Annotated in this window: 17 protein-coding genes; 7 read left to right on the top strand and 10 right to left on the bottom strand. The window is 73.6% G+C overall.

Translation table 11 applies throughout. From position 1 onward, the window contains the following. Positions 1-3: 3 nt before the first annotated feature. Positions 4-1,254 (bottom strand): LCP family protein, encoded by a 1,251-nt coding sequence (locus ACZ4U4_RS09760; RefSeq protein WP_467871026.1) that lies wholly within the window; start codon positions 1,252-1,254, stop codon positions 4-6. 226 nt (positions 1,255-1,480) lie between these two features. On the opposite strand from ACZ4U4_RS09760, the gene ACZ4U4_RS09755 reads away from it, so the two are divergent. Then, the gene (locus ACZ4U4_RS09755) at positions 1,481-2,035 is read left to right on the top strand and encodes an acyl-CoA thioesterase (protein WP_467871024.1); all 555 of its coding nucleotides are present in this window, start codon (positions 1,481-1,483) and stop codon (positions 2,033-2,035) included. Here ACZ4U4_RS09755 and ACZ4U4_RS09750 read toward each other — a convergent pair. Genes ACZ4U4_RS09750 through ACZ4U4_RS09740 form a run of 3 tightly spaced genes read right to left on the bottom strand, consistent with a single transcriptional unit; the run spans position 1,986 to position 4,476 of the window. Then, on the bottom strand, positions 1,986-2,567 hold the full coding sequence (locus tag ACZ4U4_RS09750) for a VanZ family protein (RefSeq protein WP_467871021.1): 582 nt from the start codon (positions 2,565-2,567) through the stop codon (positions 1,986-1,988). The two genes, ACZ4U4_RS09755 and ACZ4U4_RS09750, sit on opposite strands and share 50 nt — an antisense overlap. A 38-nt stretch (positions 2,568-2,605) precedes the next feature. After that, a complete protein-coding gene (locus tag ACZ4U4_RS09745; RefSeq protein WP_467871018.1) occupies positions 2,606-3,022 on the bottom strand; it encodes a hypothetical protein in 417 nt (138 codons plus the stop codon). Continuing rightward, entirely contained in the window at positions 3,013-4,476 is a 1,464-nt protein-coding gene (locus ACZ4U4_RS09740) for an LCP family protein (protein ID WP_467871015.1), read from the bottom strand. Before ACZ4U4_RS09740 ends, ACZ4U4_RS09745 begins: the two co-directional genes overlap by 10 nt. A 289-nt stretch (positions 4,477-4,765) precedes the next feature. On the opposite strand from ACZ4U4_RS09740, the gene ACZ4U4_RS09735 reads away from it, so the two are divergent. Continuing rightward, positions 4,766-5,788, top strand: a complete 1,023-nt coding sequence (locus ACZ4U4_RS09735) for a glycosyltransferase family 2 protein (RefSeq protein ID WP_467871013.1) — start codon at positions 4,766-4,768, stop codon at positions 5,786-5,788. A gap of 75 nt (positions 5,789-5,863) precedes the next feature. On the opposite strand, the gene ACZ4U4_RS09730 is transcribed toward ACZ4U4_RS09735, so the two are convergent. The 3 genes from ACZ4U4_RS09730 to ACZ4U4_RS09720 all read right to left on the bottom strand — a co-directional run bounded on the left by ACZ4U4_RS09730 (position 5,864) and on the right by ACZ4U4_RS09720 (position 11,223). Next, positions 5,864-7,660 carry an LCP family protein gene (locus ACZ4U4_RS09730; protein WP_467871010.1) on the bottom strand — a complete coding sequence of 599 codons (1,797 nt, stop codon included), beginning with the start codon at positions 7,658-7,660 and terminating at the stop codon, positions 5,864-5,866. Positions 7,661-7,729: 69 nt separating this feature from the next. Further along, entirely contained in the window at positions 7,730-9,463 is a 1,734-nt protein-coding gene (locus ACZ4U4_RS09725) for an LCP family protein (protein ID WP_467871008.1), read from the bottom strand. Positions 9,464-10,458: 995 nt separating this feature from the next. Beyond that, a complete protein-coding gene (locus ACZ4U4_RS09720; protein WP_467871005.1) occupies positions 10,459-11,223 on the bottom strand; it encodes a TIGR03089 family protein in 765 nt (254 codons plus the stop codon). Between the two features lie 427 nt (positions 11,224-11,650). Between ACZ4U4_RS09720 and manB the strand changes: the two genes are divergently transcribed. Then, a complete protein-coding gene (manB, locus tag ACZ4U4_RS09715) occupies positions 11,651-12,733 on the top strand; it encodes a mannose-1-phosphate guanylyltransferase (RefSeq protein ID WP_467871002.1) in 1,083 nt (360 codons plus the stop codon). 239 nt (positions 12,734-12,972) lie between these two features. Further along, positions 12,973-13,878, top strand: a complete 906-nt coding sequence (locus tag ACZ4U4_RS09710; protein WP_467871000.1) for a DNA-3-methyladenine glycosylase family protein — start codon at positions 12,973-12,975, stop codon at positions 13,876-13,878. Positions 13,879-14,024: 146 nt separating this feature from the next. Here ACZ4U4_RS09710 and ACZ4U4_RS09705 read toward each other — a convergent pair whose 3' ends face one another. From ACZ4U4_RS09705 to ACZ4U4_RS09695, 3 genes are read right to left on the bottom strand one after another with little or no spacing between them, the layout of a single operon-like run. Beyond that, complete coding sequence (locus ACZ4U4_RS09705; RefSeq protein ID WP_467870997.1) at positions 14,025-15,377, bottom strand: coenzyme F420-0:L-glutamate ligase; 1,353 nt, start codon at positions 15,375-15,377, stop codon at positions 14,025-14,027. Next, a complete protein-coding gene (gene cofD, locus ACZ4U4_RS09700; RefSeq protein ID WP_467870994.1) occupies positions 15,374-16,363 on the bottom strand; it encodes a 2-phospho-L-lactate transferase in 990 nt (329 codons plus the stop codon). The genes ACZ4U4_RS09705 and cofD overlap by 4 nt, the downstream gene beginning before the upstream one ends. Positions 16,364-16,417: 54 nt before the next feature. Continuing rightward, positions 16,418-16,927 (bottom strand): cysteine dioxygenase, encoded by a 510-nt coding sequence (locus tag ACZ4U4_RS09695; protein ID WP_467870992.1) that lies wholly within the window; start codon positions 16,925-16,927, stop codon positions 16,418-16,420. A 689-nt stretch (positions 16,928-17,616) separates the two neighbouring features. On the opposite strand from ACZ4U4_RS09695, the gene ACZ4U4_RS09690 reads away from it, so the two are divergent. The 3 genes from ACZ4U4_RS09690 to ACZ4U4_RS09680 all read left to right on the top strand — a co-directional run bounded on the left by ACZ4U4_RS09690 (position 17,617) and on the right by ACZ4U4_RS09680 (position 23,607). Beyond that, positions 17,617-17,880: a WhiB family transcriptional regulator gene (locus ACZ4U4_RS09690; RefSeq protein ID WP_030282286.1), complete on the top strand. Its 264-nt coding sequence runs from the start codon at positions 17,617-17,619 to the stop codon at positions 17,878-17,880. Between the two features lie 373 nt (positions 17,881-18,253). Then, positions 18,254-22,069, top strand: a complete 3,816-nt coding sequence (locus ACZ4U4_RS09685; protein WP_467870988.1) for a glycosyltransferase — start codon at positions 18,254-18,256, stop codon at positions 22,067-22,069. Beyond that, entirely contained in the window at positions 22,066-23,607 is a 1,542-nt protein-coding gene (locus ACZ4U4_RS09680; RefSeq protein WP_467870986.1) for a DUF5719 family protein, read from the top strand. The genes ACZ4U4_RS09685 and ACZ4U4_RS09680 overlap by 4 nt, the downstream gene beginning before the upstream one ends. The last annotated feature ends 24 nt before the right edge of the window (positions 23,608-23,631 follow it).

The raw sequence follows: 23,631 nt of genomic DNA, 5'->3' as shown, positions 1-23,631 counted from the left end.
AGGTCAGCTGCCGTCCGTGACGGTGACCTTCTCGTCGTTGTTGAGCTGCTGGACGAGCTGGTGGAGCTTGGTCTGGTCCCACATGACGAAGCCGTTCGTGATGCCGGACATCGGCATGTTCAGCGAGGTGCCCTCACCGCTGTTGACGCCCTTCATCGCGAAGAACATGTTGGCCAGGCTCCACAGGCTCATGTCCTTGTCGACGATGACGGTGTCCAGGCCCGCGCCCAGCGTCGGGTAGAGCTGGAACGGGTTGAGCAGCGTGCCCGGCGACGCCGCCTGGCTGGCGAGCGCGGCGAGGAACTTCTGCTGGTTCTTGGTGCGCGCCAGGTCGCTCGCGGCGAACGCGTGCCGGGCGCGGACGAAGGCCAGCGCCTGGGCGCCGTCGAGGGTCTGCTTGCCCGCCTGGAAGTCGGAGCCGGAGTCCTTGTCCTTGAACGCCTTGGGGATGTCCAGCTCCACGCCGCCGATCGCGTCCACGATGTTCGCGAAACCGGCGAAGCCGATCTCGACGTAGTGGTCGATGTGCAGCTTGGTGTTGTACTCGATGGTCCGCACCAGCAGCTCGGCGCCGTCCTCGGCGTATGCCGCGTTCAGCTTGGTGCGGCGGCCGGTGGCCGGGTACTTCTTCCCGGACTCGGAGCCGACGAAGGACGGTATCTCCACGCCGGAGTCGCGCGGCAGCGAGATCAGCGTGGGGCCGTTGCTGCCGTCGTGCAGGATCATCATCGAGTCGGTGCGCTTGCCCTCGGCCGACCCGGTGTGCAGCTTCTTCTTGTCGTCCGCGGTCATGCCCTCGCGGCTGTCCGAGCCCACGATCAGGTAGTTCGTGCCGTCGCCCGCCTCGGGCCGGTCGATGACCTTGCTCAGGTCCACCTCGCGGCGCAGCTTGCCGTCGGCCCAGAAGTACGTGGCGACGGAGGCGACCGCGAAGACCACCACGACGGTCAGCACCGTCCACTTGATGCGGCGGCCCCAGTTGGGGCGCGGCCGGGAGCCGTACCCGCCCTGCTGCGGGCCGCCGGGCCCGCCGCCGTAGACCTGGCCGGTGTTGTAGTCGTCGTAGCCCTGCGACTGCTGCGGCGGGACGGAGCCGCGGTAGGGGCCCGCTCCCGCCGCCGGAGGGCCGTAGCCGGGCCCGGCGTCCCGCCGTACCTGCGGCATCGCGCGTGCGCCTTCCGGCCGGGCGCTGCCACTGCCGCGTCCGTACCCGCGCTGGTCGCGGGAGGGTCCGTTCCCGTGCCACTCATTCATACGAGGAGTGTGCCTGGCGCAGTACGGGGTCTTACAGGGCGGGGGCGGATTCGAGGCGTGGCTGTTGCAGAGCTGATGCAAAGCGTGCGGGCACACCCCAAGCGGATGTGACTATTCCGACGTGGCGGAGGAAAACCGCATGACGGACACCCGCGGCGGCACCGGACGGCCGCCGAAGGCCCGTCCTCCCGGTCGGGCCGGAACCGCCACCGCTTAGGGTGGACGCATGACCGAACTCGTGACCGACGACGCGGAGGGCGCCCCCGCGGGCAAGCCCACCCACGTCTCCCGCACCACGCTGTCGCACATCATGACCGCCGCGGACACCAACCTTCTGGGCACGGTGCACGGCGGCGTGATCATGAAGCTGGTCGACGACGCGGCGGGTGCGGTCGCAGGACGGCATTCCGGCGGCCCCGCCGTCACCGCCTCCATGGACGAGATGGCCTTCCTGGAGCCGGTCCGGGTCGGTGACCTGGTGCACGTGAAGGCGCAGATCAACTGGACCGGCCGGTCCTCCATGGAGGTCGGCGTCCGGGTCATGGCCGAGCGGTGGAACGAGTCCACCCCGGCCACCCAGGTCGGCTCCGCCTACCTGGTCTTCGCCGCCGTCGATGCCGAGGGCAAGCCGCGCCCGGTGCCGCCGGTGATCACCGAGACCGAGCGCGACCGCCGCCGCTACCAGGAGGCCCAGATCCGCCGCACCCACCGGCTCGCCCGCCGCCGCGCGATCATGGAGCTGCGCGCACGGCACGCCGCCGAGGGCCTGAACGACGCATGACGGCGGCGGCCCACCGGGCCAGTGCCGCCAGTCCCAGGCCCAGGGCCGCCCCCGCCACCCCGCTCAGCACGTCGTTCACATCGGCGATCCGGCCCGCGCGCATCACCGCCTGCGCCGCCTCGACCGCCACACACAGCGCCACGCTCAGCCAGAAGGCCCACGCCGCCGGGCGGCGCACCACCGCGAAGCGCAGCAGCAGCGGCAGCGGCAGATAGAGCGCCGCGTCCGTCAGCCGCTCCCGGACCAGCGCCGACGCCTCGTCCGGCAGCAGCAGCGCACCCGGGTCGAACAGCTCCGCACCGGGCAGCCACCACACCGTCGCATCGCCCGACCCGATCGGCTGCACCGGTGCCAGCGTCGCCACCAGCAGCAGCGCCAGCCACCCGGCCAGCAGCACCCCGGCCGTCCGGCGGGGCCCCGGGGCCGCCGGATCGCGGCCCTCCCACAGCGCCAGCCCGGTGGCCAGGGCCACCGCCCCCAGCAGGTGGAGCGCCACCGTCGTGGGGGTGATGCCCCAGATCAGCTGCCGCACGATGCGCCCTCCGGAAACCGCCGCCGCCGACCCCGGGGTCAGCCGCAGCTCCACTTGGTGACGTAGACCCGCTCGCCGTGTTCCATCACACCCCGGATGCACTCCCCGGCCGCCATCCCCACCCGGCCGCGCAGGGTGGCCACGCCGCCGGTGGTGCGGACGGTGCCGAACCACCCGGGGAACGCGGTGATCCGGGAGTCCTTGCGCTGGTAGCCCAGGCGGACCGCGATCTCGCCGGACGCGCGCTCGCGCCGGTAGCGCGCGGTGTAGACGCCGGGGCGGCCCACCGGACCGCGCAGACACAGCAGCCCGCCCGCCGGACCGCCGCAGCCGACCGGAGCCGCCGGGGCCGGGGGTGCGGCCGCCGCCACCGTCGCCACCAGGCAGAGCGCGGCCGTCAGGCCCGCCCGCCGGGCGTACGGGCGGCGGGGCCGCACCGGTCCGGTCATGGGCATGTGGCCTCGTCGCCGGTGACCGCCGCGATGCCGGGGGTGCCGGGCGCCGGTTCCTCGGCCCGTACCGGGTGCACCCCGGTGTAGTCCTGCCCGGCCGTCACCCGCAGCACCGGGCCCTGACCTGGGACCTTGCGCAGCTCGGCGCCGGGCAGCGCGGCGGCCAGGCTCTGCGCCGAGCGGTCCCAGCGCGGGTCGTAGGAGATGAGCGTCTTCGGGTGCGGGCCGTCCGGCGCGTCCCCGGGGACGCCCGTGGGGACGAACCCGGCCGACTTCAGCGCCTTGACGACGGACCGGGCCAGCCCGTGCCGGCCGGTGCCGTTGTCGACCCGGACCCGGATCTGGTCCGGCGGGACGTCCACCACCGTCGGCTTCGGCCCGGCCGCCTTCTTCGGCGCGGTGAGCGGCTTGTCGTCCCGCAGCGCCCGGAAGACCTGTTCGGCGGCGACCGGGTCCCAGCGCACCGCCGTCCCGCCGCCCGGCAGCCGTACCTCGTCGCGGGCCAGCGGCACCGACAGGAACTCCGACGACGCGGGGGTGAAACCGCGCATCGCCTGTCCCAGATCGACCAGGTCGTCGGCGGTGAAGTCGGAGTCGGCGCGGACCGATGTCAGCATCGAATCGGCGACCTGCCGGAACCGCACCGGGTTCATCAGCACCCCGGACGAGGTCACCTTGTGGATCAGCGACGCCAGGAACCGCTGCTGGCGCTGCATCCGGCCGAGGTCCGCGGAGCCGTCGATATGGCGGGAGCGGACGTACTGGAGGGCCTGCCCGCCGTTGAGCGTCGCCTTCCCGGCGGGCAGATCGAGGCCGGTGTAGCTGTCCTTCAGCGGCCGTACGGTGCAGATGTCCACCCCGCCGACGGCGTCCACGCTCCGCATGAAGCTGGTGAAGTCGACCTCCAGATAGTGGTCGATGTGCACGCCCGTCATGTGCTCGACGGTGCGGACCGTCAGCCCGGGACCGCCCTCGGCGTACGCCGCGTTCAGCTTGACGGCGTGCCGGGGCCGCTGCCGTCCGGTCGCCTCGTCCTTGTGGGCGGGCACCTCGGCGTACGAGTCGCGCGGCAGGCTGACGACGCTGGCGTGGTCCCGCCCGGCGGAGAGGTGCACCAGCATCAGGGTGTCCGTGCAGTGGCAGGGCGCCCCGCCCAGGTGGTACTTCCGCTTCTCCGCCGGCGTGATCTTGTCCCGGCCGTCGGTGCCGACGACCAGGAAGTTCAGCCCGTCACCGCCGGTCGGCCGCTCCTGCTCCGGCATCCCCTGGAACGGATGGACCCGCCCGATGCCCTCCTCCACGCCGGTGACCATGGCGTGCCCGACGCCGCTCGCGGTCATCAGCAGCACCGAGGCGACGGAGGTGATCCGCAGCCCCCAGCGCCTGCGCGGTGCGCGCCCGCGGTCCCGGGCGGTGCGGCGCGCGGCGGAACGGGCGGGGCGGGACGGAACGGACAACGGGGGACACCTCCGTGGCGGGACGGATGTGAGCGGTGGAGCGTCCGCCACGGCCCCGCCACGGCGGGCGGTGCGGGGGCGGAGCGATCCGGCGGTAACTGCGGGAACACAGTAAGTCGATACGATCTACTGCAAAGTGCCACACGCCGGGCCCCGGCCGCCCCACCACCCGCCTGCCGTCCGGTGCCGTCCCCCATAAGCGGTAACGTGAGCCGGGATATCGCACTCTCCCGGCGAGCGCTGCCGTCCGCGATGGCGGCTCCGCCGCGGGCCGTCCCCCCGAGGAACCATGCCCCAGCAGCAGCCCCCGGCCGTCTCCGTGATCATGCCGGTGCTCAATGAGGAACGTCATCTGCGCAACTCGGTCCGGCACATCCTGGAGCAGGAGTACGCCGGCGAGATGGAGGTGGTGATCGCCGTCGGCCCGTCCGCGGACCGTACGGAGGAGATCGCCGCCGAGCTCGCGGCCGAGGACCCGCGGGTGCGCACCGTCGCGAACCCCACCGGCCGCACCCCCGCCGCGCTGAACGCCGCGATCAAGGCGTCGAGCCACCCGGTCGTGGTCCGCGTCGACGGCCACGGCATGCTCTCCCCGAACTACATCGCCACCGCCGTCCGGCTCCTGGAGGAGACCGGCGCGCAGAACGTCGGCGGCATCATGCACGCCGAGGGCGAGAACGCCTGGGAGGACGCGGTCGCCGCCGCGATGACCTCGAAGATCGGCGTCGGCAACGCCGCCTTCCACACCGGCGGCCAGGCCGGACCCGCCGAGACCGTCTACCTCGGCGTCTTCCGCCGCGAGGCGCTGGAGCAACAGGGCGGCTACAACGAGGAGTTCATCCGCGCCCAGGACTGGGAGCTGAACTACCGCATCCGCGAGGCCGGCGGCGGCGTGTGGTTCTCGCCCGAGCTGAAGGTTCAGTACCGCCCCCGGCCCAGCGTCAAGGCGCTGGCCAAGCAGTACAAGGACTACGGCAAGTGGCGGCACGTCGTCGCGCGCTACCACTCCGGCTCGATCAACCTGCGCTACCTCGCCCCGCCGACCGCGGTCTGCGCCATCGCCGCCGGTGTCGTCGTCGGCGCCGCCGTCACCCCCTGGGGCTTCGTCGTCCCGGCCGGATATCTGGCCGCCATCGCCGCGGGCTCCGTCCCGGCGGGCAAGGGCCTCTCCCTGAAGGCGCGCGCCCAGATCCCCCTCGCGCTCGCCACCATGCACATGGCCTGGGGCGTCGGCTTCCTGACCAGCCCCCGCTCGCTGGCCCGCAAGGTCATCGCCAGCCGCCGCCCGGCGGTGAAGCCCGCGACGCCGTGACCGTACGGGCATGACGTACGCGAGAGGGGCGGGCCACGGCGGCCCGCCCCTCTCGTGTGTCCGCCCGCGGCGGCGTCAGAACGTGTAGCTCGGATTGACGTGCATACACGCCTTGTCGTTCTCGCCGTTGAGCACGCTGTCGTTCTTGGGCGCCTTGCCGGAGTCGTCGTCGCTCCCGGTGGACTTCGGGTAGGCGGTGCCGGTGCGCCAGTCGTTGCCGACGACCATGCGCAGCCCCTCCGCCGAACCGCTCTCGCGCACCGCGCTCTTCGGCAGCCCCAGCTCCTTCGCCAGCGCCAGCGCATCGCCGCGCAGCTTCTTGTCGCTGTACTCGACGGTGGTGTCCGCCTGGCTGATCAGCTGGGAGTCGGTACCCGCGGCGGTGTAGCCGAGCTGCGCGAGATGCTGCTGCACCACGGCGGCGCGGCCGGGGGCCGGGCCGAGGACGGTGCTCTGGGTGCCGTTCTGGACGGTGACGTGCAGCTGGTCCTTGGACATCGACGGCTTCGGGTCCGGCGCCTTCTTCTTCTTGCCGATGTCCTTGCCGTCCAGCGAGGTGTCGTTGCGCAGCAGCGCGAAGGTCTGCTCCGCGTCGCCCGGCTTCGGCAGCACGTACTTCTCACCGGGGCCGTACTCCCACGGCATGGTGAGCATCGTGATCCGCTTGGTGGGCACCTCCCGGAGCTGGCCCGCCAGGTCGTAGAGCTTCATGGGGGTGCCCAGCTCGTCGTCGACGGTGAGCGCCTTGGTCGCGGCCTCGGCGAGATCGCGCAGCTTGCCCGGGTCGGTGAGCTTGGTGCCCGCCTTGAGCTGACGGACCATCGAGTTCATGTACATGTGCTGGGCCTTGGCCCGGCCGATGTCGGTGTTGTCCTCGAAGCCGTAGCGGGTCCGCAGCCACTGGAGCGCCTGGACGCCCTTGACGGAGTGGGTGCCCTTGGTGAGCTTCAGCCCGCTGCCGTGACCGTCGCTGCGGTTGTGCGAGTAGATGTTGTTGTCCACGCAGACGGGGACGCCGCCGATGGCGTCGGCCATGTCCACCACGCCGCCGAAGTCGACCATCATGAAGTGGTCGATGTAGACGCCGGTCAGCTCTTTCCAGGTGGCGACGGTGCAGCCCGGACCGCCGTGCTGGAGCGACTGGTTGATGGCCGCGGTGGTCTGCGGATAGACGTGGCCGTCGTCCGGGTCGGTGCACTTGGGGATCGGCACACGGGTGTCGCGCGGGATCGACATCACCGACATGTTGCTGCGGTCCGCCGAGACGTGCAGCAGCATCTGGACGTCGCCCAGCGGCTTGCGGTCCCGGTCCTGCGCGGCGCCGCCCAGCTCGATGTTCTTGTCGTTGTTCCGGCCGTCGGAGCCGATCAGCAGGATGTTCAGCGGCGTCTGCCCGAACGCGTTCGGCTCCGGCTTGCGCAGCCCGCCCTCGCCCAGATCCAGCTTGTCCTTACGGATGTTGGCGGTCAGATGCTGGTAGTAGAGGTACCCCGCCCCGGCGCCGCCGACGAGCAGGAAGCCCAGGCCCAGCGCGGTCCAGCGCAGCACACGGCTTTTGCGCCGCCGCCGCCGGCCGCCGTGCGCGGAGGCTTCGGCGGCCCTGCGCCGCCCGCCGCGTCCGCCTCTGCCGCCTTTGGCAGCCGCGGGGCTCCTGCCGTCGTTCTTGTCACCGGTGGTGTCGCTCTTGCCCTCGCCGGCGCCGTTCGCGGACACGGCGTCGGCGCCGGGTATCCAGCCGGGGGCGTCCGGCGGCGGGCCGGCGTCCTCGTAGCGGCTGTCGTCCCAGCCCAACTGATCTGCGTCCGGCTGCTGTTGTTCGTTGCCGGACCGGCGTCGGCGCGGTCGCTCGCCGCGCACACTGCTCTGCCGCATCGGGCCCTCTCCCCGGGTCGGTAAATGGTGCGCTCGGCGCCTGTGCGGGGCGGCCGCTGCTCGTTCAGGTCACTTGGCGCAGACGTTCTTGTCATCTGCATTGACGTTCTGCACGCCGTCCGGGGTTTCGGTCGGCGCCTCAATAGGGGTTCCGGGGGCGGTGAAGTCCTTGCCGAGGGTCAGCTTCATCGGCACCCGGTCACCGGCGTCCGCGGTGGACTCCTTGAGCGCGCTCTTCGGCAGACCCATCCAGTCGGCCAGAGTGGCGGCCTGGTCGGCCTGGTTGGGGGCGTATTCAAGGCGGGTGGCGGCCAGCTTCGACGGTGCGTTGCCCGCGTTGGTGGAGAGCTTGGCGGCCTTCATGTTCTGCAGCCAGTCCACGGTCTCCTGCGCCGCGCCCAGCGGCCCGCCGCCGTTCATGACGTCGACGCGGACCAGCTCCGGCGGCGCCTTCTTCACCGGTGCCTTCTTCTTCCCCTTCCCCTTGCCCTTCTTCGCGAGCATGTGATCGGCCTGAACCATCTTGAACAGCGGTTCGGCCTTGCTCTTGTCGAGTATGACGGTGGCGGCGTCCTGTGGGTTGTCCAGGACGGGCACAGTGGCGAAGGTAATTTTGTCGATGTCGACCTGCTTGAGGTCGGTGCCCAGGTCGAGCAGCTTCTTCGCGCTGCCGATACCGGTGTCGACGGTCAGCGCCTTGGTCGCGGCCTGGCTGATGTCGTAGAGCTTGGACGGGCTGCTGAACGCGTCCGACTTGATCTTCCGGATCATCGAGCTGAGGAACTGCTGCTGCAGTTCGATCCGGCTGAGGTCGCTGCCGAAGCCGACGGTGTGCCGGGTACGGACGAACGCCAGCGCCTGCTCACCCTTGACGATGTGCCGGCCGGCCTTCAACTTCAGGTGCGACTTGGGGTCGTTGATGTCCTTCGCGGCGCAGACCTCCACGCCGTTGACCGCCTCGGACAGCTGCTTGACGGCGTTGAAGTCCGCCATCATGAAGTGATTGATCTTCAGGCCGGTCATCTGCTCGACCGTCCGCCAGGTGCAGCCGGGGTCCCGCCCCTCCTGCCCCAGGCTGGTGTTGAACCGCACGTTGCTCTCGCCGGGGATGGTCTTCGTCGAGCCGTCCTTCTGCTTCGTCGGGCACGGCGGGATGCTGGTGATCATGTCGCGCGGAATGCTCAACGCGGTCGCGTTCGTACGGTCCTTGGAGATGTGCATCAGGATCGTGGTGTCCGCATGGCCGACGCTGCCGTCGTCGCCGTAGCCCTCGTTGCCCTTGCCGGAGCGGGCGTCGGTGCCGATGATCAGGATGTTCACCGGGCCGTCGGAGACCGCGTCGTTCTCGATGCCGACGTCGACCTTGGCGATGTTCCCGTTGAGCTGCTGGTAGAGGTACAACGCCCCGCCGCCGCCCACCAGCACCACGAAGCCGAGCACACCGGACGTCCACAGAAGCGCCTTCTTCTTCCCGGACTTCCTCGGCTTGGCCTTACGGCGGCCGGACGTGGCGGGACCGCCGCCGCGGGCGGCCTTACGGGCCGCGGCGCGGCCACCGGTGCGCGGTGCGTCCTCCGCAGCGGAGGCGGAGCGGCGGTCGCGCTGCGTCGGCAGCGGACGGGTGTCGGTGTCGCCCTCCGGCGCGGTGGGGGCGCGCCGGGAGCGTCTGGGGGAGGGATCGGGGGCTGCCGGTTCGGGTGCGGCGTCGAGCCGCAGCTCGTATTTACCGGTGTCGGGATTGAGTACCCACTGATCGGCGGGATCGACGTTGTCCCCCGCCCGCCCACGGCCTTGCGCGTCCACGGTGCCCTGCATCCTCCGTCGGTGCCACGCGGCGCCTCCCCTCGGGCGCACGGTCGGACCTGTGTTTCACGTTCGTTCGTCCGGCTGGTCTGCGGACCGGATCACTCACACTATCCGCCAAGTTCAGCGTGGAACGCCGCCCGTGACAAATTCCACTTCCCTACAACTGGGCAATCCGCCCAATCCATTCGACTCGTTGACAGGACCTTTGCGGCATTTTTATTCGCAGATCCCGCGTGCTGCGGTGGCTCCGGGAATGGGCGGCCGTGAAGGTGCCGACGGCGCAGGGGAACTGGCCGTCTTCTCACCGGAGGATGCCGTATCCGAGGCGTTCGGTGAAGGGGTACGACCGGAGTTGCCGAAGCCGCCCGCGCCGCCGGACGGCGGGGCGGCGGGCGCCGCGAGGCCCCGCGGCGGCGGGCGGAAGGGCTGGTCGGCAGCGGGGCGCCGCGGCGGTACCCGGTATGCGGCACGGTCATGAACTGCATGTGTCCGGCAGGAATGGCGCGCATCCCGCGGACCAATTCGTGGAGACCGGTGAGGGAAGCCGCTGCCTTGTCGGCGGTGCGGGAACTCGTGGCGCCATCCGGCAACGGATAGCGCCGGACCGGATTGAACAGCACACCATTGCTCTGCACTTTCTTCACACGGGAGTCAAGGAAGTGCGTCGTTGGTGTTCCGTACGCTGCGTGTCACTTCCGTTACCCGGACTCTTGCGGGCGCGGAAAATCCGAGGGCTTCTCCGCCGCGCGGGATCTGCCGTCCGGCCGGGAGAACGGGCCGCGTACACCGGTGGCCTTTTCTGCGGTCGATGCGGAGGGCGCGGGCGGCGTTCGCGGACGCGAAGACTGAGGGGAACGGCCGGAGCTGCGGCCCGGTGGGCCGGTTGGGCGGCCCACCGGGTGGCCGGGGGTGCGCGGGGGCGTGCGGGAGCGCGCGTCGGGGCGCGCTCCGGCGCCCGGCCGGGGAGCGGCCAGGCAGGGGCCGGGCGGCGGTCAGAGTGCGGCGGACGGTGCCTGGAAGGTGATCTGTTCGCTCTGCGCGCGGGCCGCGGCGGCGGTCTCGTCCAGCTGCTCCGCATGGCGGCAGAGCACCACCGAACCGCCGGTGGCCAGCGGTGCGTACAGCCCGTAGGACAGGCCCGGCCAGCCGTCGTACGCCAGGCTCGACAGCACCCGGGGCGTGGCCGGCATCCCGGCGGCGCGGGCGTCGGCCAGCGCACGGTCGACGACCTCGGCGCCGGTCAGCTCCGCGCCGTCCACGGACAGCGCGGGATCGTCCGCGGCCACCGGGGCGAACGGTGCGAAGCGGTCACCCTGGGACGGCACCTCCACCGCGTAGTCGGCGAACCCCGCCGGGGCCTGGGGGAACCGGCCACCCAGCGGCCGCAGGGCCAGCGCCACCCGCTCGCCGGTGCAGGCGCGCGCGGTCTCCAGCCGGTCCGGGCCGCTGACCACCACATCGGCGGCGGCCGGGTCACCGTCGACATCGACCAGCACCCCCACGGAGGAGGCGGCCACCAGCCACACCGCGGTCTGCCAGTGGGCGGGCAGCAACAGCGCGAGGCGGTCGCCGGGTCCGGCGGCCAGATCGCCCTGGAGGTAGTTGGCGGTCTTCGCCACCCAGTTGGCGAAGGTCGCGACGGACAGCTCCACGCGCTCACCGGTGGCGTCGTCGTAGAAGGTCACGAGGGGGCGGGCCGGATCCGCGGCGAGCGCGGAACGCAGCAGGCCGGCGGGGGTGCGTTCGGTGGCGTTCACGGTCGCAGGGTACGGGACCCGTACGGGGGGAGCCGGGCCCGCGGCGGACGGGGCGTGAACCCGTGGGGGAGGGGGAGCGGTCCCGTAAGGGGGAGCCGCGGGGACGGCCGTCATCCCGTACGGGACGGGTGGTGCCCCTACGGGACGCCATGTCGGCCCGTACGGGATGCCGATGCGGCGTCAGCGGGTGCGGGGCGTCGCGATGGTGACGGAGTTCCCGCCGGAAGCGGGCGCCCGGGCGCGGGGGAGCGCGGGGCGCGGGCCGGGGCGGGCCCGTCCGCCCGCCGCGCCGGTGGCGCCGTGCCCGGTAACACCGCACGTCAACCCGTACGTCACCCCGTGCGCCGCCCCCGGTCCTGGCCGCGGAACCGTCTGCCTACACTGGTCGGCCGATCGGCCGACCCCAGCAGGAAGCAGAGACGACAAGGTGACTGAAGCGATCCTCCTGGTCGGCGGCAAGGGCACGAGGTTGCGCCCGCTGACGGTGCATACGCCCAAACCGATGGTGCCGGCGGCCGGTGTGCCGTTCCTGACCCACCAGTTGGCGCGGGCCCGCGCCGCGGGCGTCGAGCACATCGTCCTCGCCACGTCCTATCTCGCCGAGGTCTTCGAACCGCACTTCGGCGACGGCTCCGACCTGGGCCTGCACCTGGAGTACGTGACGGAGGAGGAACCGCTGGGCACCGGCGGCGCGATCCGCAACGTCGCCTCCCGGCTGCACTCCGCCCCCGGCGACCCGGTCCTCATCTTCAACGGCGACATCCTCACCGGGCTCGACATCCCGGCGCTCGTCGACACCCACCGCACCAGCGGCGCCGATGTCTCGCTGCATCTGTCGCGGGTCGAGGACCCGCGCGCCTACGGGCTGGTGCCCACCGACGACTCCGGCCGCGTCACCGCCTTCCTGGAGAAGCCGCAGACGCCGGAGGAGATCGTCACCGACCAGATCAACGCCGGTGCGTACGTCTTCAACCGCGCGGTCATCGACACCATCCCGGCGGACCGCCCGGTCTCCGTCGAGCGCGAGACCTTCCCCGGGCTGCTCGCCGACGGCGCCCACCTCCAGGGCATGGTGGATTCCACCTACTGGCTCGACCTGGGCACCCCGCAGGCGTTCGTCCGCGGCTCCGCCGACCTCGTCCTGGGCCGCGCCCCGTCCCCGGCGGTGCCCGGCCGCTGCGGTGAGCACCTGGTGCTGGACACCGCGCAGGTCGCCGTGGACGCCAAGCTCACCGGCGGCACCGTCGCCGGTCCCGGCAGCCGGATCGGCGCCGGGGCCCGGGTCGAGGGCAGCACGGTGCTGCGCGACGCGGTGATCGAGGAGGGCGCGGTGGTGCGCGACTCCCTGATCGGTGCGGGTGCCCGGATCGGCGCCCGGACGGTCCTGGACGGCGCGGTCATCGGCGACGGCGCGGTCATCGGCGCCGACAACGAACTCCGCGACGGCATCCGCGTCTGGTGCGAGGCGCACCTCCCGGACGGGTCGGTGCGGTTCTCGTCGGACCAGTAGGGGTCGGGGCCGGAACCGTGGGGCCGGGCCCGCTCCCTTAAGGGCTCGGGGCCGGACCTTACGGGGCGTGAGCCGGACCCGTACGGGCACCGGGCCGGACCCTTACGGGGCGTGCCCGCTCCCGCAGGGCTTCCCGGGCGCCGGGCCCGTAGGGCCTCCGCCGGGTCCGGGAAGGCGGTCCGCCCGCCGCCCGCACCACGTCCGGCCCCGCTGTCACCCCCATCGCCTACGCTGGCGAGATGCCCACCCGTACCTGGGTGCCACCCGGCCCCTACGATCTGCACCGCACGCTCGGCGTGCTGGGGCGCGGGCCCGGTGATCCCGCGTTCGCGGTGCGCGGCGGCGAGATCTGGCGGGCCAGCCGCACCCCGCAGGGGCCCGGCACCCTCCGGCTGGCGGCCCGGCCCGCCGACGGCGCGGTCGCGGCCGAGGCGTGGGGCCCCGGCGCAGACTGGCTGCTGGAGCAGCTGCCCGTACTCCTCGGCGCGGAGGACGACCCGGAGGCGTTCACCCCGCGCCACCGCCTCGTCCACGCCGCCCACCGCCGCCACCGCGGCGTCCGGCTCGCCCGTACGGGGCTGGTCCTGGAGTCGCTGATCCCCTCCGTCCTGGAGCAGAAGGTCACCAGCGACGAGGCGTACCGCGCCTGGCGGCTGCTGCTCCAGCGGCACGGTGAGCCGGCACCCGGCCCCTGGGACCGGCTGCGGGTGATGCCCGATCCGCGCGGCTGGGCCCTGATCCCGTCCTGGGAGTGGCACCGCGCGGGCGTCGACGCCAAGCGCTCCGACACGGTCGTGCGGGCCGCGCGGGTCGCCCGGCGGCTGGAGGAGGCCGCCGCGATGGGGCTCACCGACGCCACCCGCCGGCTCTGCGCGGTCCCCGGCATCGGCCCGTGGACCGCCGCCGAGACCCTGCAACGCGTCCTCGGCGCCCCGGACGCCCTCACCCTCGGCGATCTCCATCTGCCGAAGATCATCGGCTATGCGCTCACCGGCCGCCGGGGCACCACCGACGCGGAGATGCTCGACCTCCTCACGCCGTACGAGGGCCAGCGGCACCGCGCGGCCCGGCTGATCCTGCTCTCCGGCACGGTCCCGCCGCGCCGCGCCCCGCGCTTCCCCGTCGGCGACATCGCCCGCCTGTGACCGACGGGCGGGGGCGCAAAAGGCCGACGGTGAACCCGTAAGGGCCGCCCCCGGACCCGTACGGGCCGGACACGCACCCCTACGGGCCGAAGGCGACCCCTTACGGGCCGACGGGAAGACTCACTCCCCGCTCACCGCGCCTCGACTCACCGCACCTCGATGAAGTCCGCCCCGTCCCGCGCCGGGCGTTCCCGCGGCGGGGCGGCGGGCCGCCCGATGGCGACCGCGCCCATCGGGTCCCAGTCGGCGGGCAGCTCCAGGACCTCGCGGACCACGTCGCGGCAGAACATCGTCGACGAGATCCAGGCCGAACCCAGCCGCTCCCCGGCCAGGGCGACCAGGAAGTTCTGGATCCCGGCGCCGCCCGCGACCACGAACATCTCCCGCTCGGCCGTCGACCGGCGCGCGTCCGGGTAGGCGTGCGCACCGTCCGCCACCAGGCACGGCACGGCCAGGTATGGCGCGTTGCGCAGCACGTCGCCGCGGCGCAGCCGGCGGGCGACGGACTCCTCGGAGAAACCGTCGGCCCGCAGGTCCGCGGCCCAGGCGTCCCGCATCGCGTCCAGCAGCCGGGTCCGGGACTCCGCCGACTCCAGCAGCACGAACCGCCACGGCGTGGTGTGGTGCGGCGCCGGGGCACACAGCGCCGCCGCGACCGCCCGGCGCACCGCGCCGCCGTCCACCGGATCGTCGGTGAACTCCCGGACCGTGCGCCGCAGCGTCACCGCCTCCCGCACCGCCTCGGAGGTGCCGAGCCGGAACATGTCGTCGGCGCCGTCCCGCACCAGCGCCCGCGCGCCGACGTCGTCCGCGCCGTCCGCCGCGTCCGGCCCCGTGACGACGTGCGGCAGCCCGCGCACCACCGCGACCGGCAGCGCCGCCGCCTTGCCTTTCACCAGGTCGCCCGCGGCGGTGAGTTCATCGGCGGTGGCCACCACCGTCGCGCTGAGCGGATTGCCGTACGCGTCGGTGCCGCCCCGCAGATCGTCCAGGACGCGGACGCCCGCCGCGCCGATCGCCACATCCGTCAGGCCCGCGCGCCACGGCCGCCCGAAGGTGTCGCTGATGACGACGCCGACGTCGACGCCGAGCGCGGTGCGCAGCCCCGCGCGGAGCGCGCGGGCCGACGCATCCGGGTCCTCGGGGAGCAACAGCACCGTCCCGTAGGGGGTGTTGGAGGCGTCGACCCCGGCGGCGGCCATGATCAGACCCTGCCGGTTCTGCACGATGCGCAGGGTGCCGCGGCGCGCCACCACCCGGACCGTCTCCCGGTCGATGGCCTCCTCGCGGTCGGTGGCCTCGATGATCCGGCCCTCGGCCTTGCTGACGATCTTCGAGGTGACGAGCAGGACGTCGCCGTCGGTGAGCCCGGGGAGCCCGTCGGCGGTCGCGGCGTCCGCGATGAGCTTCACCAGGTCGTCGCCGGGGCGGACCTCGGGGATGCCGGGCAGCGCCCAGACGCGGTAGCCGGGAACGGTGGCCCCGGTGTCGGTGCTCATGCCCGCGCCTCCCCGGCCAGCGTCAGCGCCGCGCGGGCCATGGCGGCCGTCGCGTCGAGGTCCGTCATCATCAGCGGCACCGCCCGGCAGCGGATCCCCGCGGCCTCGACGTCGGCGACCGCCGCGGCGTCCACCTCGTCGACCAGCCAGCCGTCCAGCAGCCCGGCGGGGACGCCGTCCGCCGCCGCGCGGCCCTTCGGCCCGTAGTGCCGGGCGACCGCCGCGGCCGTGGCGTCGACGCCGATCGCGGCCAGCACCTTGTCGGCCATCCCGCGCACCGGCGCGCCGCCGACGATCGGGGAGAGGCCGACCACCGGGGCGTCCGCCGCCGCGACGGCGTCCCGGATGCCGGGCACCGCGAGGATGGTGCCGACGCTCACCACCGGGTTGGACGGCGGGAGGAGGATGACGTCCGCCGCGGCGATCGCCTCCAGCACGCCGGGCGCCGGGGCGGACTGCTCGGCGCCGACCGGCACCACCGCGAGCGCGTCCACCGAGGCGCGCATCCGCACCCAGTACTCCTGGAAGTGGATCGCCCGCCGCTCCCCGTTCTCCTCGACGGCGACATGCGTCTCGACGCGGTCGTCGGTCATCGGCAGCAGCCGGACGCCGGGCCGCCAGCGGTCGCAGAGCGCCTCGGTGACGGCGCTGAGCGGATATCCGGCGCCCAGCATCTGGGCCCGGACGAGGTGGGTGGCGACGTCCCGGTCGCCCAGCCCGAACCAGTCGGGCCCCACGCCGTACGCCGCCAACTCCTCCTTCACCTTGAAGGATTCGTCGTCGCGGCCCCAGCCCTTGTCCTCGTCGATGCCGCCGCCGAGGGTGTACATCACGGTGTCGAGGTCGGGACAGACCTTGAGCCCGAAGAGATGGATGTCGTCGCCGGTGTTGCCGATGACGGTGATCTCCGCCTCGGGCCGTGCTGCCTTCAGTCCCCGCAGGAAGCGGGCGCCGCCGATACCGCCGGCCAGAACCACAATGCGCATGCCCCCAGTCTGGCAGCCGCCCGGATGAGGCCGGCGGGCACCGTCGACGGTCCGTCAGCGCGCGGCGGCCTCGGCGGCGACGGCGTGCTGCGAGGGGTGCATCTCCATCTCCGTGAGCCCGGGGAAGTAGATGTGCAGGCTGACCGCGGGCGTCAGCGCGTCGTTGACGACCTCGTGGACGTACCCGGGGGCGAAAACCCGCTGCGCACCGGGGCGCAGCGCATGCCGCACCTCGCCGCCGCCGGACGTCGCGTGCTCCGTCAACTCCCCTTCCAGCACGGTCAGTACACCGGACGAGCGTCCGTGGTCGTGGCGGCCGCTGCCCTGCCCCGGCAGCCAGCTCAGCAGCCACACCTCGTACCCGGCGGACGGGACCGAGCGCAGCCGGTGGTACCAGCGGGTGGTGGCGTCGTAGCGGACCAGCGGTTCCCAGGAGGCGCGGTCGGCGGCGAGGGAGCGGGCCAGTCCGGCGAAACCGGCGACGGTGGAGGGGTGCGCGGGGACGGGCGGCAGGAGGTGGGCGACGGAGAGCAGGTCACCGGCGATCTGGACATCGCTGTTCATGTGCTTCGGGTTCCTCGAAGGACGAGCGGGATGACGCGAACGGGGTGCGACGGCGCGCGGTGGTCTCCCGGTGGGGGCACCGCGGGTGCGCGTGGAGCGGAGGCGCTGCGGGGGTGGTGCGGCTAAGAGGGCTGGAGCTCGGTGGCTTCAACAGCTGGAACAGCGACAGCGAGCGTGCGCAGCGCGCAGCGACCCGTGGCAACGGGTCGAGCGGGGTGCGGAGGTCGCTGGCATGCGACCTAGGAGAACGGTTCGCGTCCGCGATGTCAACCGGACGCCTGCCGCGCCGGCGGGCTTCACCCCATCCGGTCGCACCGTCCGGCGAAAGGTTTGTGCCCCGCCCTGCCGGAGAAGGGGCCCGGCAGCCGCGCCCGCGTACGCCGTCGCGGCCCGTGGACCGGGCTGTGATCTCTCCCGCTCCGACGCGCGAGGTGCAACGGCGCTGCGGTCGGTCACGTCCCTGTGGGTAAAGGGGCGTACCTCAGGAGTGCGCCCCCAGGGAAGTGTCCGAGTTTTTCACGATTTCAACACTTTCCGTGTACGTTTGGTTCGGCAGGGTGAATAAGGGGCGCAATAGCAGATCTTGGCTTGACTGGCCCGGATCCCCGCACTTGTAATTTCACTCGTGTCGTTCGGCCGTCATCGATCACGGTCGCATCACGGGGACGTCAAGCAGACGAGGGGCGCACATGACCGAGCTGTTCGAAGAATTGCTGGTCGAAGAGGCGGAAGAGGAGCTCGGCTGGCAGGAGCGCGCACTGTGCGCGCAGACCGACCCCGAGTCCTTCTTCCCGGAGAAAGGCGGCTCCACCCGCGAGGCCAAGAAGGTCTGCCTCGCCTGTGAAGTCCGCTCCGAGTGCCTCGAATACGCCCTCGCCAACGACGAACGCTTCGGAATCTGGGGCGGTCTGTCGGAGCGCGAGCGGCGTCGGCTGAAGAAGGCCGCCGTCTGAAGGCGGCGCGGAAGTCCGCCGGACGGACGGTGCGTGGCCCCGCGGGCCCCGTGGCCGTATCCCGTCAACTCCCCATATCCCCCTATAGCGAACCCACCGCCTCCAGCGCACTCCACGCCGGGGGCGGTCCGCTGCGTGAGGAGCCGGTGGGCGCGGGCGGGTGAACCATTAGTGTGGGGCTCCGTCCGAGACGTGCCGCCGACCCCGGGTGGGCGCGCGCGTCCCTAGGGGGTGTCGTCAACGTCCCGTCCGGCTCGCGGCGCCCGGCGGTGACGCTTCCCCTAGTAGTCCGTCGCAGTGTCTTCCGGGGGCGCCGGTCCGCGCGGCTTCGCCGCCGGCCCCGAACTCCCGGGTCCGGAGGGCCCGTACCTCGATGTCCGTGCACAGCCAGTCGGCGGCCCAGACCGCCACAGATCCCGCAGGCACCCCAGAGTTTCCACGGCATGTCGTCACCGCCGTGATCGTCTCCCACGACGGTGCCCGCTGGCTGCCCGACGCGCTCGCCGGTCTGCAGGGCCAGGAACGCCCGGTGCAGAACGTCATCGGCGCCGACACCGGCAGCGCGGACGACTCCGCCCAACTCCTCGGCGCCGCCCTCGGTGACGAGCGGGTGCTGCACCTCGCCCGCCGCTCCGGCTTCGGCACCGCCGTCGACGAGGCGGTCCGCACCGCCCCCCGGCTCACCCCCGACGACCTGCCGTACCTGCGGCGCCCCAGCGGCTGGGACCCCGTCAGCCGCACCTGGCGCGACGACGCGTACGACATGCCGGAACTCCCGCACGGCGAACCGGTCCAGTGGCTCTGGCTGCTGCACGACGACTGCGCGCCCGAGCCGACCGCCCTCGCCGAACTGCTGCGCGTCGCCGACGCCAGCCCCTCGGCCGCCGTCATCGGCCCCAAGCTGCGCAGCTGGTACGACCGCCGGCAGCTGCTGGAGGTCGGCGTCTCCCTCGCCCGCAGCGGCCGCCGCTGGACCGGCCTGGACCGCCGCGAACAGGACCAGGGCCAGCACGACCAGGTCCGCCCGGTCCTCTCCGTCTCCAGCGCCGGCATGCTCATCCGCCGCGACGTCTACGAGGAGCTGGGCGGCTTCGACCGCCGGCTGCCGCTGATGCGCGACGACGTCGACCTGTGCTGGCGCGCCCAGGCGGCGGGCCATCAGGTCCTCGTCGCCCCCGACGCCGTCCTGCGGCACGCCGAGGCCGCCGCCCGCGAACGCCGCACCGTCGACTGCGTCGGCCGCAATGTCGCAAGCCCCCACCGCGTCGACAAGGCGGGTGCCGTCTACACCCTGCTCGCCAACACCCGCGGCGCGCTCCTCCCGTACGTCCTGATCCGGCTGGTCCTCGGCACCGTGCTGCGGGTCCTCGCCTACCTCGTCGGCAAGGTGCCGGGGCAGGCGCTCGACGAACTCGCCGGGCTCTTCGGCACCCTGCTGCGGCCCGGCCGCATCCTCGCCGCCCGTAAACGCCGGGGCCGGCCCGCCGTCGAGGCGTCCGAACTGCGGCCGCTGTTCCCGCCGCCGGGCGCCACCGTCCGCGTCACCGTCGAGCAGATCGCCGGCAACCTCACCGGACGGGCCGCACCCGATGTGGCGTCCTCCGGGCGGCACGGCGCGGTGGAGTCCGGGCCGGGCGGTGACGACGCCGATTTCCTGGAGGTCGAGCAGTTCGCCCGGCTCAAGCGGATCGCCCGCCGCCCGGCGCCGGTCCTCTTCGCCGTGCTGCTGCTGGTCTCGCTGATCGCCTGCCGCGACCTGCTCGGCTCCGGTTCGCTGACCGGCGGCGCACTGCTGCCCGCGCCCACGCACGTCTCCGAGCTGTGGTCGTCCTACCTCGACAGCTGGCACCAGGTCGGCACCGGCTCCACCGCCGCGGCGCCGCCCTACCTCGCCGTCCTCGCGCTGCTCTCCACCCTCTTCCTGGGCAGCACCGGCTTCACCCTCACCCTGCTGCTGGTCTGCTCCGTCCCGCTGGCCGGACTCTCCGCCTACTTCGCCTCCCGCCCGCTGGTCGCCTCCCGGCTGCTGCGCGCCTGGGGCAGCGTCGTCTACGCGTTCCTGCCCGCGGCGACCGGCGCACTGGCCGGCGGCCGCCTGGGCACCGCGGTGCTGGCGATCACCCTGCCGGGGATGGCCCGCGCGGCCGTCGCGGCGGGCGGTCTGCGGCTGGCGCCGGGCACCCGCCCGAGCTGGCGCGCCACCTGGGCGCTGGCGCTGCTGACCACCTTCACCATGGCCTTCACGCCGGTCGTCTGGCCGCTCGTGGTGGTGCTCGGCCTCGCACTGCTGGTCCTGCGCGCCCTGGACGGCAACCGCGCGCTGCTCACCGGGTACGCCCTGCGGTACGTGGCCGTGGCGCTGGCACCGCTGGTCGTCCTCGCCCCCTGGTCGCTCTCGCTCTTCGCGCACCCCGCGAACTTCTTCCGCGAGGCCGGTCTGGCGTACGGCACCGGCTCCGCGTCCGCGTTCGACCTGCTCTCGATCAGCCCCGGCGGCCCGAAGACCTCGGGCGGTCTGCTGCTGCTCGGCATCGTCCTGGCCGCGCTCGGCGCCGCGCTGCGCGACACCCGGCAGCGGACGATCCGTACCGCCTGGGCGGTCGCCTTCGTCGCGCTGCTCCTCGCCGCACTCGGCAACGGCCACGGCTGGACCGGCCCGCTGATGCTCGCCTACGGCCTGGCGCTGCTGACCGCCGCGGCCGTCGGCGCGGAGGGCATCCGCACCCGCATGATCGCCCTCGGCTTCGGCTGGAAGCAGCCGGTGGCCGTACTGATCGCGCTCGCCTCCGCGCTGGCGCCGCTCTACGCCGCCGTCACCTGGATGATCACCGGCGCCGCCGGACCGCTGGAGCGCCGCGACCCGGTGCAGGTCCCGGCGTTCGTCGCCGAGGAGTCGTCCACCGCCGACCGCGCCCGCACCCTGGTGCTCGACGGCGGCGACGGCCATGTCGGCTACAGCCTGGTCCGCGGCTCCGGCGCCGTCCTCGGCGACGCCGACCTGGCCCGCGAGGCCGGGGACGACCCGCGGCTGGGCACCATCGTCGCCCACCTCGTCGCCGGCTCCGGCGCCGACCAGACCAGCCAGCTCGGCGGCTACGCCGTCCGCTACGTCCTGGTCCGTGACGGCGCCCCGCGCCAGATGGGCCGGGTCCTGGACGCGACGCCGGGCCTGACCCGGCTCAGCCAGGACGACGGCAGCGCCCTGTGGCGTGTCGACCGGCGGGTCTCCCGGGTGTCGATCGTGGCGGGCGACGCCACCGACGGCACCCACGCCGGGGACGCCGCCGCACCCGTCGCGGTCGCCGCCGGTCCCGTCGAGGCGCACACCCGGGTGCCCGCCGGGTCCGAGGGCCGGGTGCTGCGGATCGCGGACGCCGCGGACCCGGGCTGGCAGGCCACGCTGGACGGCAAGCCGCTCAAGCCGGTCACCGTCGACGGCTGGGCGCAGGGCTTCGCCCTCCCGGCCGGCGCCGGCCGCCTCGACCTCACCCACGAGAACCCGCTCGGCCACACCCTGTGGACGGCCGCACAGGGCCTGCTCGCCGTCGTCCTGGTGGTCCTGGCGCTGCCGGGCCGCCGCCGGGAGATCGACGACGACCTGCCGGAGGAGGCCGACGCCGAGGCGCAGGCCGCGGCCGCCACCGGCGACGGCCGCCGCGCCCGCCGCCTGCGCGCCGCCGCCCGGGCCGAGGAGACCCCCGCCCCGGACGCGGCCGAGACCGCCGCCCCGGACGCCGGAACCCCGGACCTGGGCCAGGAACAGGCAGGGACCCTGTACGAACCGGCCGCCCACGACCCGTACGCGGTGCCGCAGCAGCAGCCGTACGACCCGTGGGGCGCCGCCCCGCAGCAGCCCGGCGACCCGGCGGCGGTGCCGCAGCAGTTCGGCCACGACGGCGGCGACCCCGCGGCCGTACCGCAGCAGTTCCCGCACGGCGGCGCCCACGACCCGTACGGGTACGGGCAGCCCGACCCCTACCAGCAGCCCGGTGGCTACCCGGCCGACCCGTACGGGACCGGCGCCCAGCAGATGGGCGGCTACGACCCGTACGCCTACGGGCAGCAGCCCTACCCGGGGCAGCAGCCCTACGACGGGCAGCAGATCCCGGCCCAGCAGCCCTACGACGACGGCACGACGTACCCCGGCCCGCCCGCCGGACCGCGCCGTGACGGGAGCGAGCAGCAGTGAAGCGCACGATGATGACCCTGACCGCCGCGGTGGTCGCGCTCGCCGCGGCGACCGGCGTCGCCGCCGTCGCCGCCCCCGGGGGCGCCCCGCAGGCGGCGCCCGGCGCGGCCCGCAAGCCGGTCGAGCGCTCCGCGCTGCTCTGCCCGACGCCGACCTCCTCGGACGTCGGCGAGACCACGTACACGGCGTTCTCGCCCAAGGGCGCCACCGGCAAGGGCACCGCCGCGCTGCAGCCCGCCGGGACGGTCCAGGAGGACACCGGCGGCAAGGGGAAGGGCAAGGGGGACAAGGGCGACGACGGTGGCGGCGGGCAGCGGGCCGTGCCGCCGCACGACACCAAGCCCGTCGCACCGCTGAAGTCCGCGGGCACCCCCGTCACCGCCACCACCAACCGCTCCGACGCGCCCGCGCTGACCGGCGAGGCCGACGGCGCGTTCGCGCCCGGCTGGACCGTCCAGCAGACCACCGCGGTCGCCGCGGGCGCCGGGCGCGGCCTGCTCGGCCTGAGCTGCACCGCGCCCGACACCACCTTCTGGTTCCCGGGCGTCAGCACCGGCAAGGACCGGCAGGACTACGTCCACCTCACCAACCCGGACGCCACCCAGGCCGTCGTCGACCTCGAACTGCGCGGCAAGGACGGCGCGCTGAGCGGCGACGCGGGCGAGAACATCGCCGTCCCGCCGCACACCACCGTCCCCGTGCTGCTCTCCACCCTCACCACCTCCCCGCAGCCCGACGCGGCGCTGCACGTCACCGCCCGCGAGGGCCGGGTCGGCGCCTCCGTCCAGGCCACCGACGCCCACAAGGGCGGCGACTGGCTCCCGGCCGCCGCCGACCCGGCGCCCGGCGCGGTCCTCCCCGGCATCCCCGCCGACGCCACCGCCGTCCGGCTGGTCGTCCTCGCGCCGGGCGACACCGACGCCGACCTGAAGGTCCAGCTGGCCACCCCGACCGGTTCGATCACCCCGGCCGGTCTGGAGTCGCTGCACGTCAAGAGCGGGATGACGACGGCGGTCGACCTCAAGCCGCAGGGTGAGGCGGGCTCGCTGGTGCTGTCGCCCGCCGACGGCGGCTCCCGCGCCCCGATCGTCGCGGCGCTCCAGGTGGTCCGCGGCAAGGGGGCCAACCAGGAGATGGCGTTCATCCCGGCGACCCGCCCCATCGAGCAGCGCGCCACCGCCGCCGACAACCGCGCCAAGGGCAGCATGGTGTCGCTGGTCGCCCCCGAGAAGGGCAAGGACGCCAAGGTCACCCTCACCGCCTCGGCGGGCAGCGCGGGCGGTGAGCCGGTCAGCAAGACGTACACGGTCAAGGGCGGCACCACCCTCGCCGTCGACCCGCCGCGCCCGCAGGGCCTCAAGGGCAGCTACGCGCTGACGGTGGAACCGGCCGCCGGCAGCGGCCCCGTCCACGCGGCCCGCACCCTGGCCCAGCCGCAGGGCGGCGTCCCCGCCTTCACCGTCCAGACGCTGCCGGACGACCGCGGCACGGTGGTCGTCCCGACGGCCGGCCAGGATCTGTCGCTGCTGACGGACTGACGGACCGGGCCGGTGGGCCCGCGC

The organism is Streptomyces sp. NPDC029159, from assembly GCF_055564055.1.
This window is presented reverse-complemented; position numbering and strand designations above follow the sequence as displayed.

What these genes read in the sequence shown, in the direction of transcription:
- ACZ4U4_RS09755 (WP_467871024.1), top strand. Translation starts at nt 1,481, where the DNA reads ATGACCGAACTCGTGACCGACGACGCGGAGGGCGCCCCCGCGGGCAAG.
- ACZ4U4_RS09685 (WP_467870988.1), top strand. Translation starts at nt 18,254, where the DNA reads ATGTCCGTGCACAGCCAGTCGGCGGCCCAGACCGCCACAGATCCCGCA.
- ACZ4U4_RS09760 (WP_467871026.1), bottom strand. Translation starts at nt 1,254, where the DNA reads ATGAATGAGTGGCACGGGAACGGACCCTCCCGCGACCAGCGCGGGTAC.
- ACZ4U4_RS09730 (WP_467871010.1), bottom strand. Translation starts at nt 7,660, where the DNA reads ATGCGGCAGAGCAGTGTGCGCGGCGAGCGACCGCGCCGACGCCGGTCC.
- ACZ4U4_RS09735 (WP_467871013.1), top strand. Translation starts at nt 4,766, where the DNA reads ATGCCCCAGCAGCAGCCCCCGGCCGTCTCCGTGATCATGCCGGTGCTC.
- cofD (WP_467870994.1), bottom strand. Translation starts at nt 16,363, where the DNA reads ATGCGCATTGTGGTTCTGGCCGGCGGTATCGGCGGCGCCCGCTTCCTG.
- ACZ4U4_RS09745 (WP_467871018.1), bottom strand. Translation starts at nt 3,022, where the DNA reads ATGCCCATGACCGGACCGGTGCGGCCCCGCCGCCCGTACGCCCGGCGG.
- ACZ4U4_RS09695 (WP_467870992.1), bottom strand. Translation starts at nt 16,927, where the DNA reads ATGAACAGCGATGTCCAGATCGCCGGTGACCTGCTCTCCGTCGCCCAC.
- ACZ4U4_RS09705 (WP_467870997.1), bottom strand. Translation starts at nt 15,377, where the DNA reads ATGAGCACCGACACCGGGGCCACCGTTCCCGGCTACCGCGTCTGGGCG.
- ACZ4U4_RS09690 (WP_030282286.1), top strand. Translation starts at nt 17,617, where the DNA reads ATGACCGAGCTGTTCGAAGAATTGCTGGTCGAAGAGGCGGAAGAGGAG.
- ACZ4U4_RS09710 (WP_467871000.1), top strand. Translation starts at nt 12,973, where the DNA reads ATGCCCACCCGTACCTGGGTGCCACCCGGCCCCTACGATCTGCACCGC.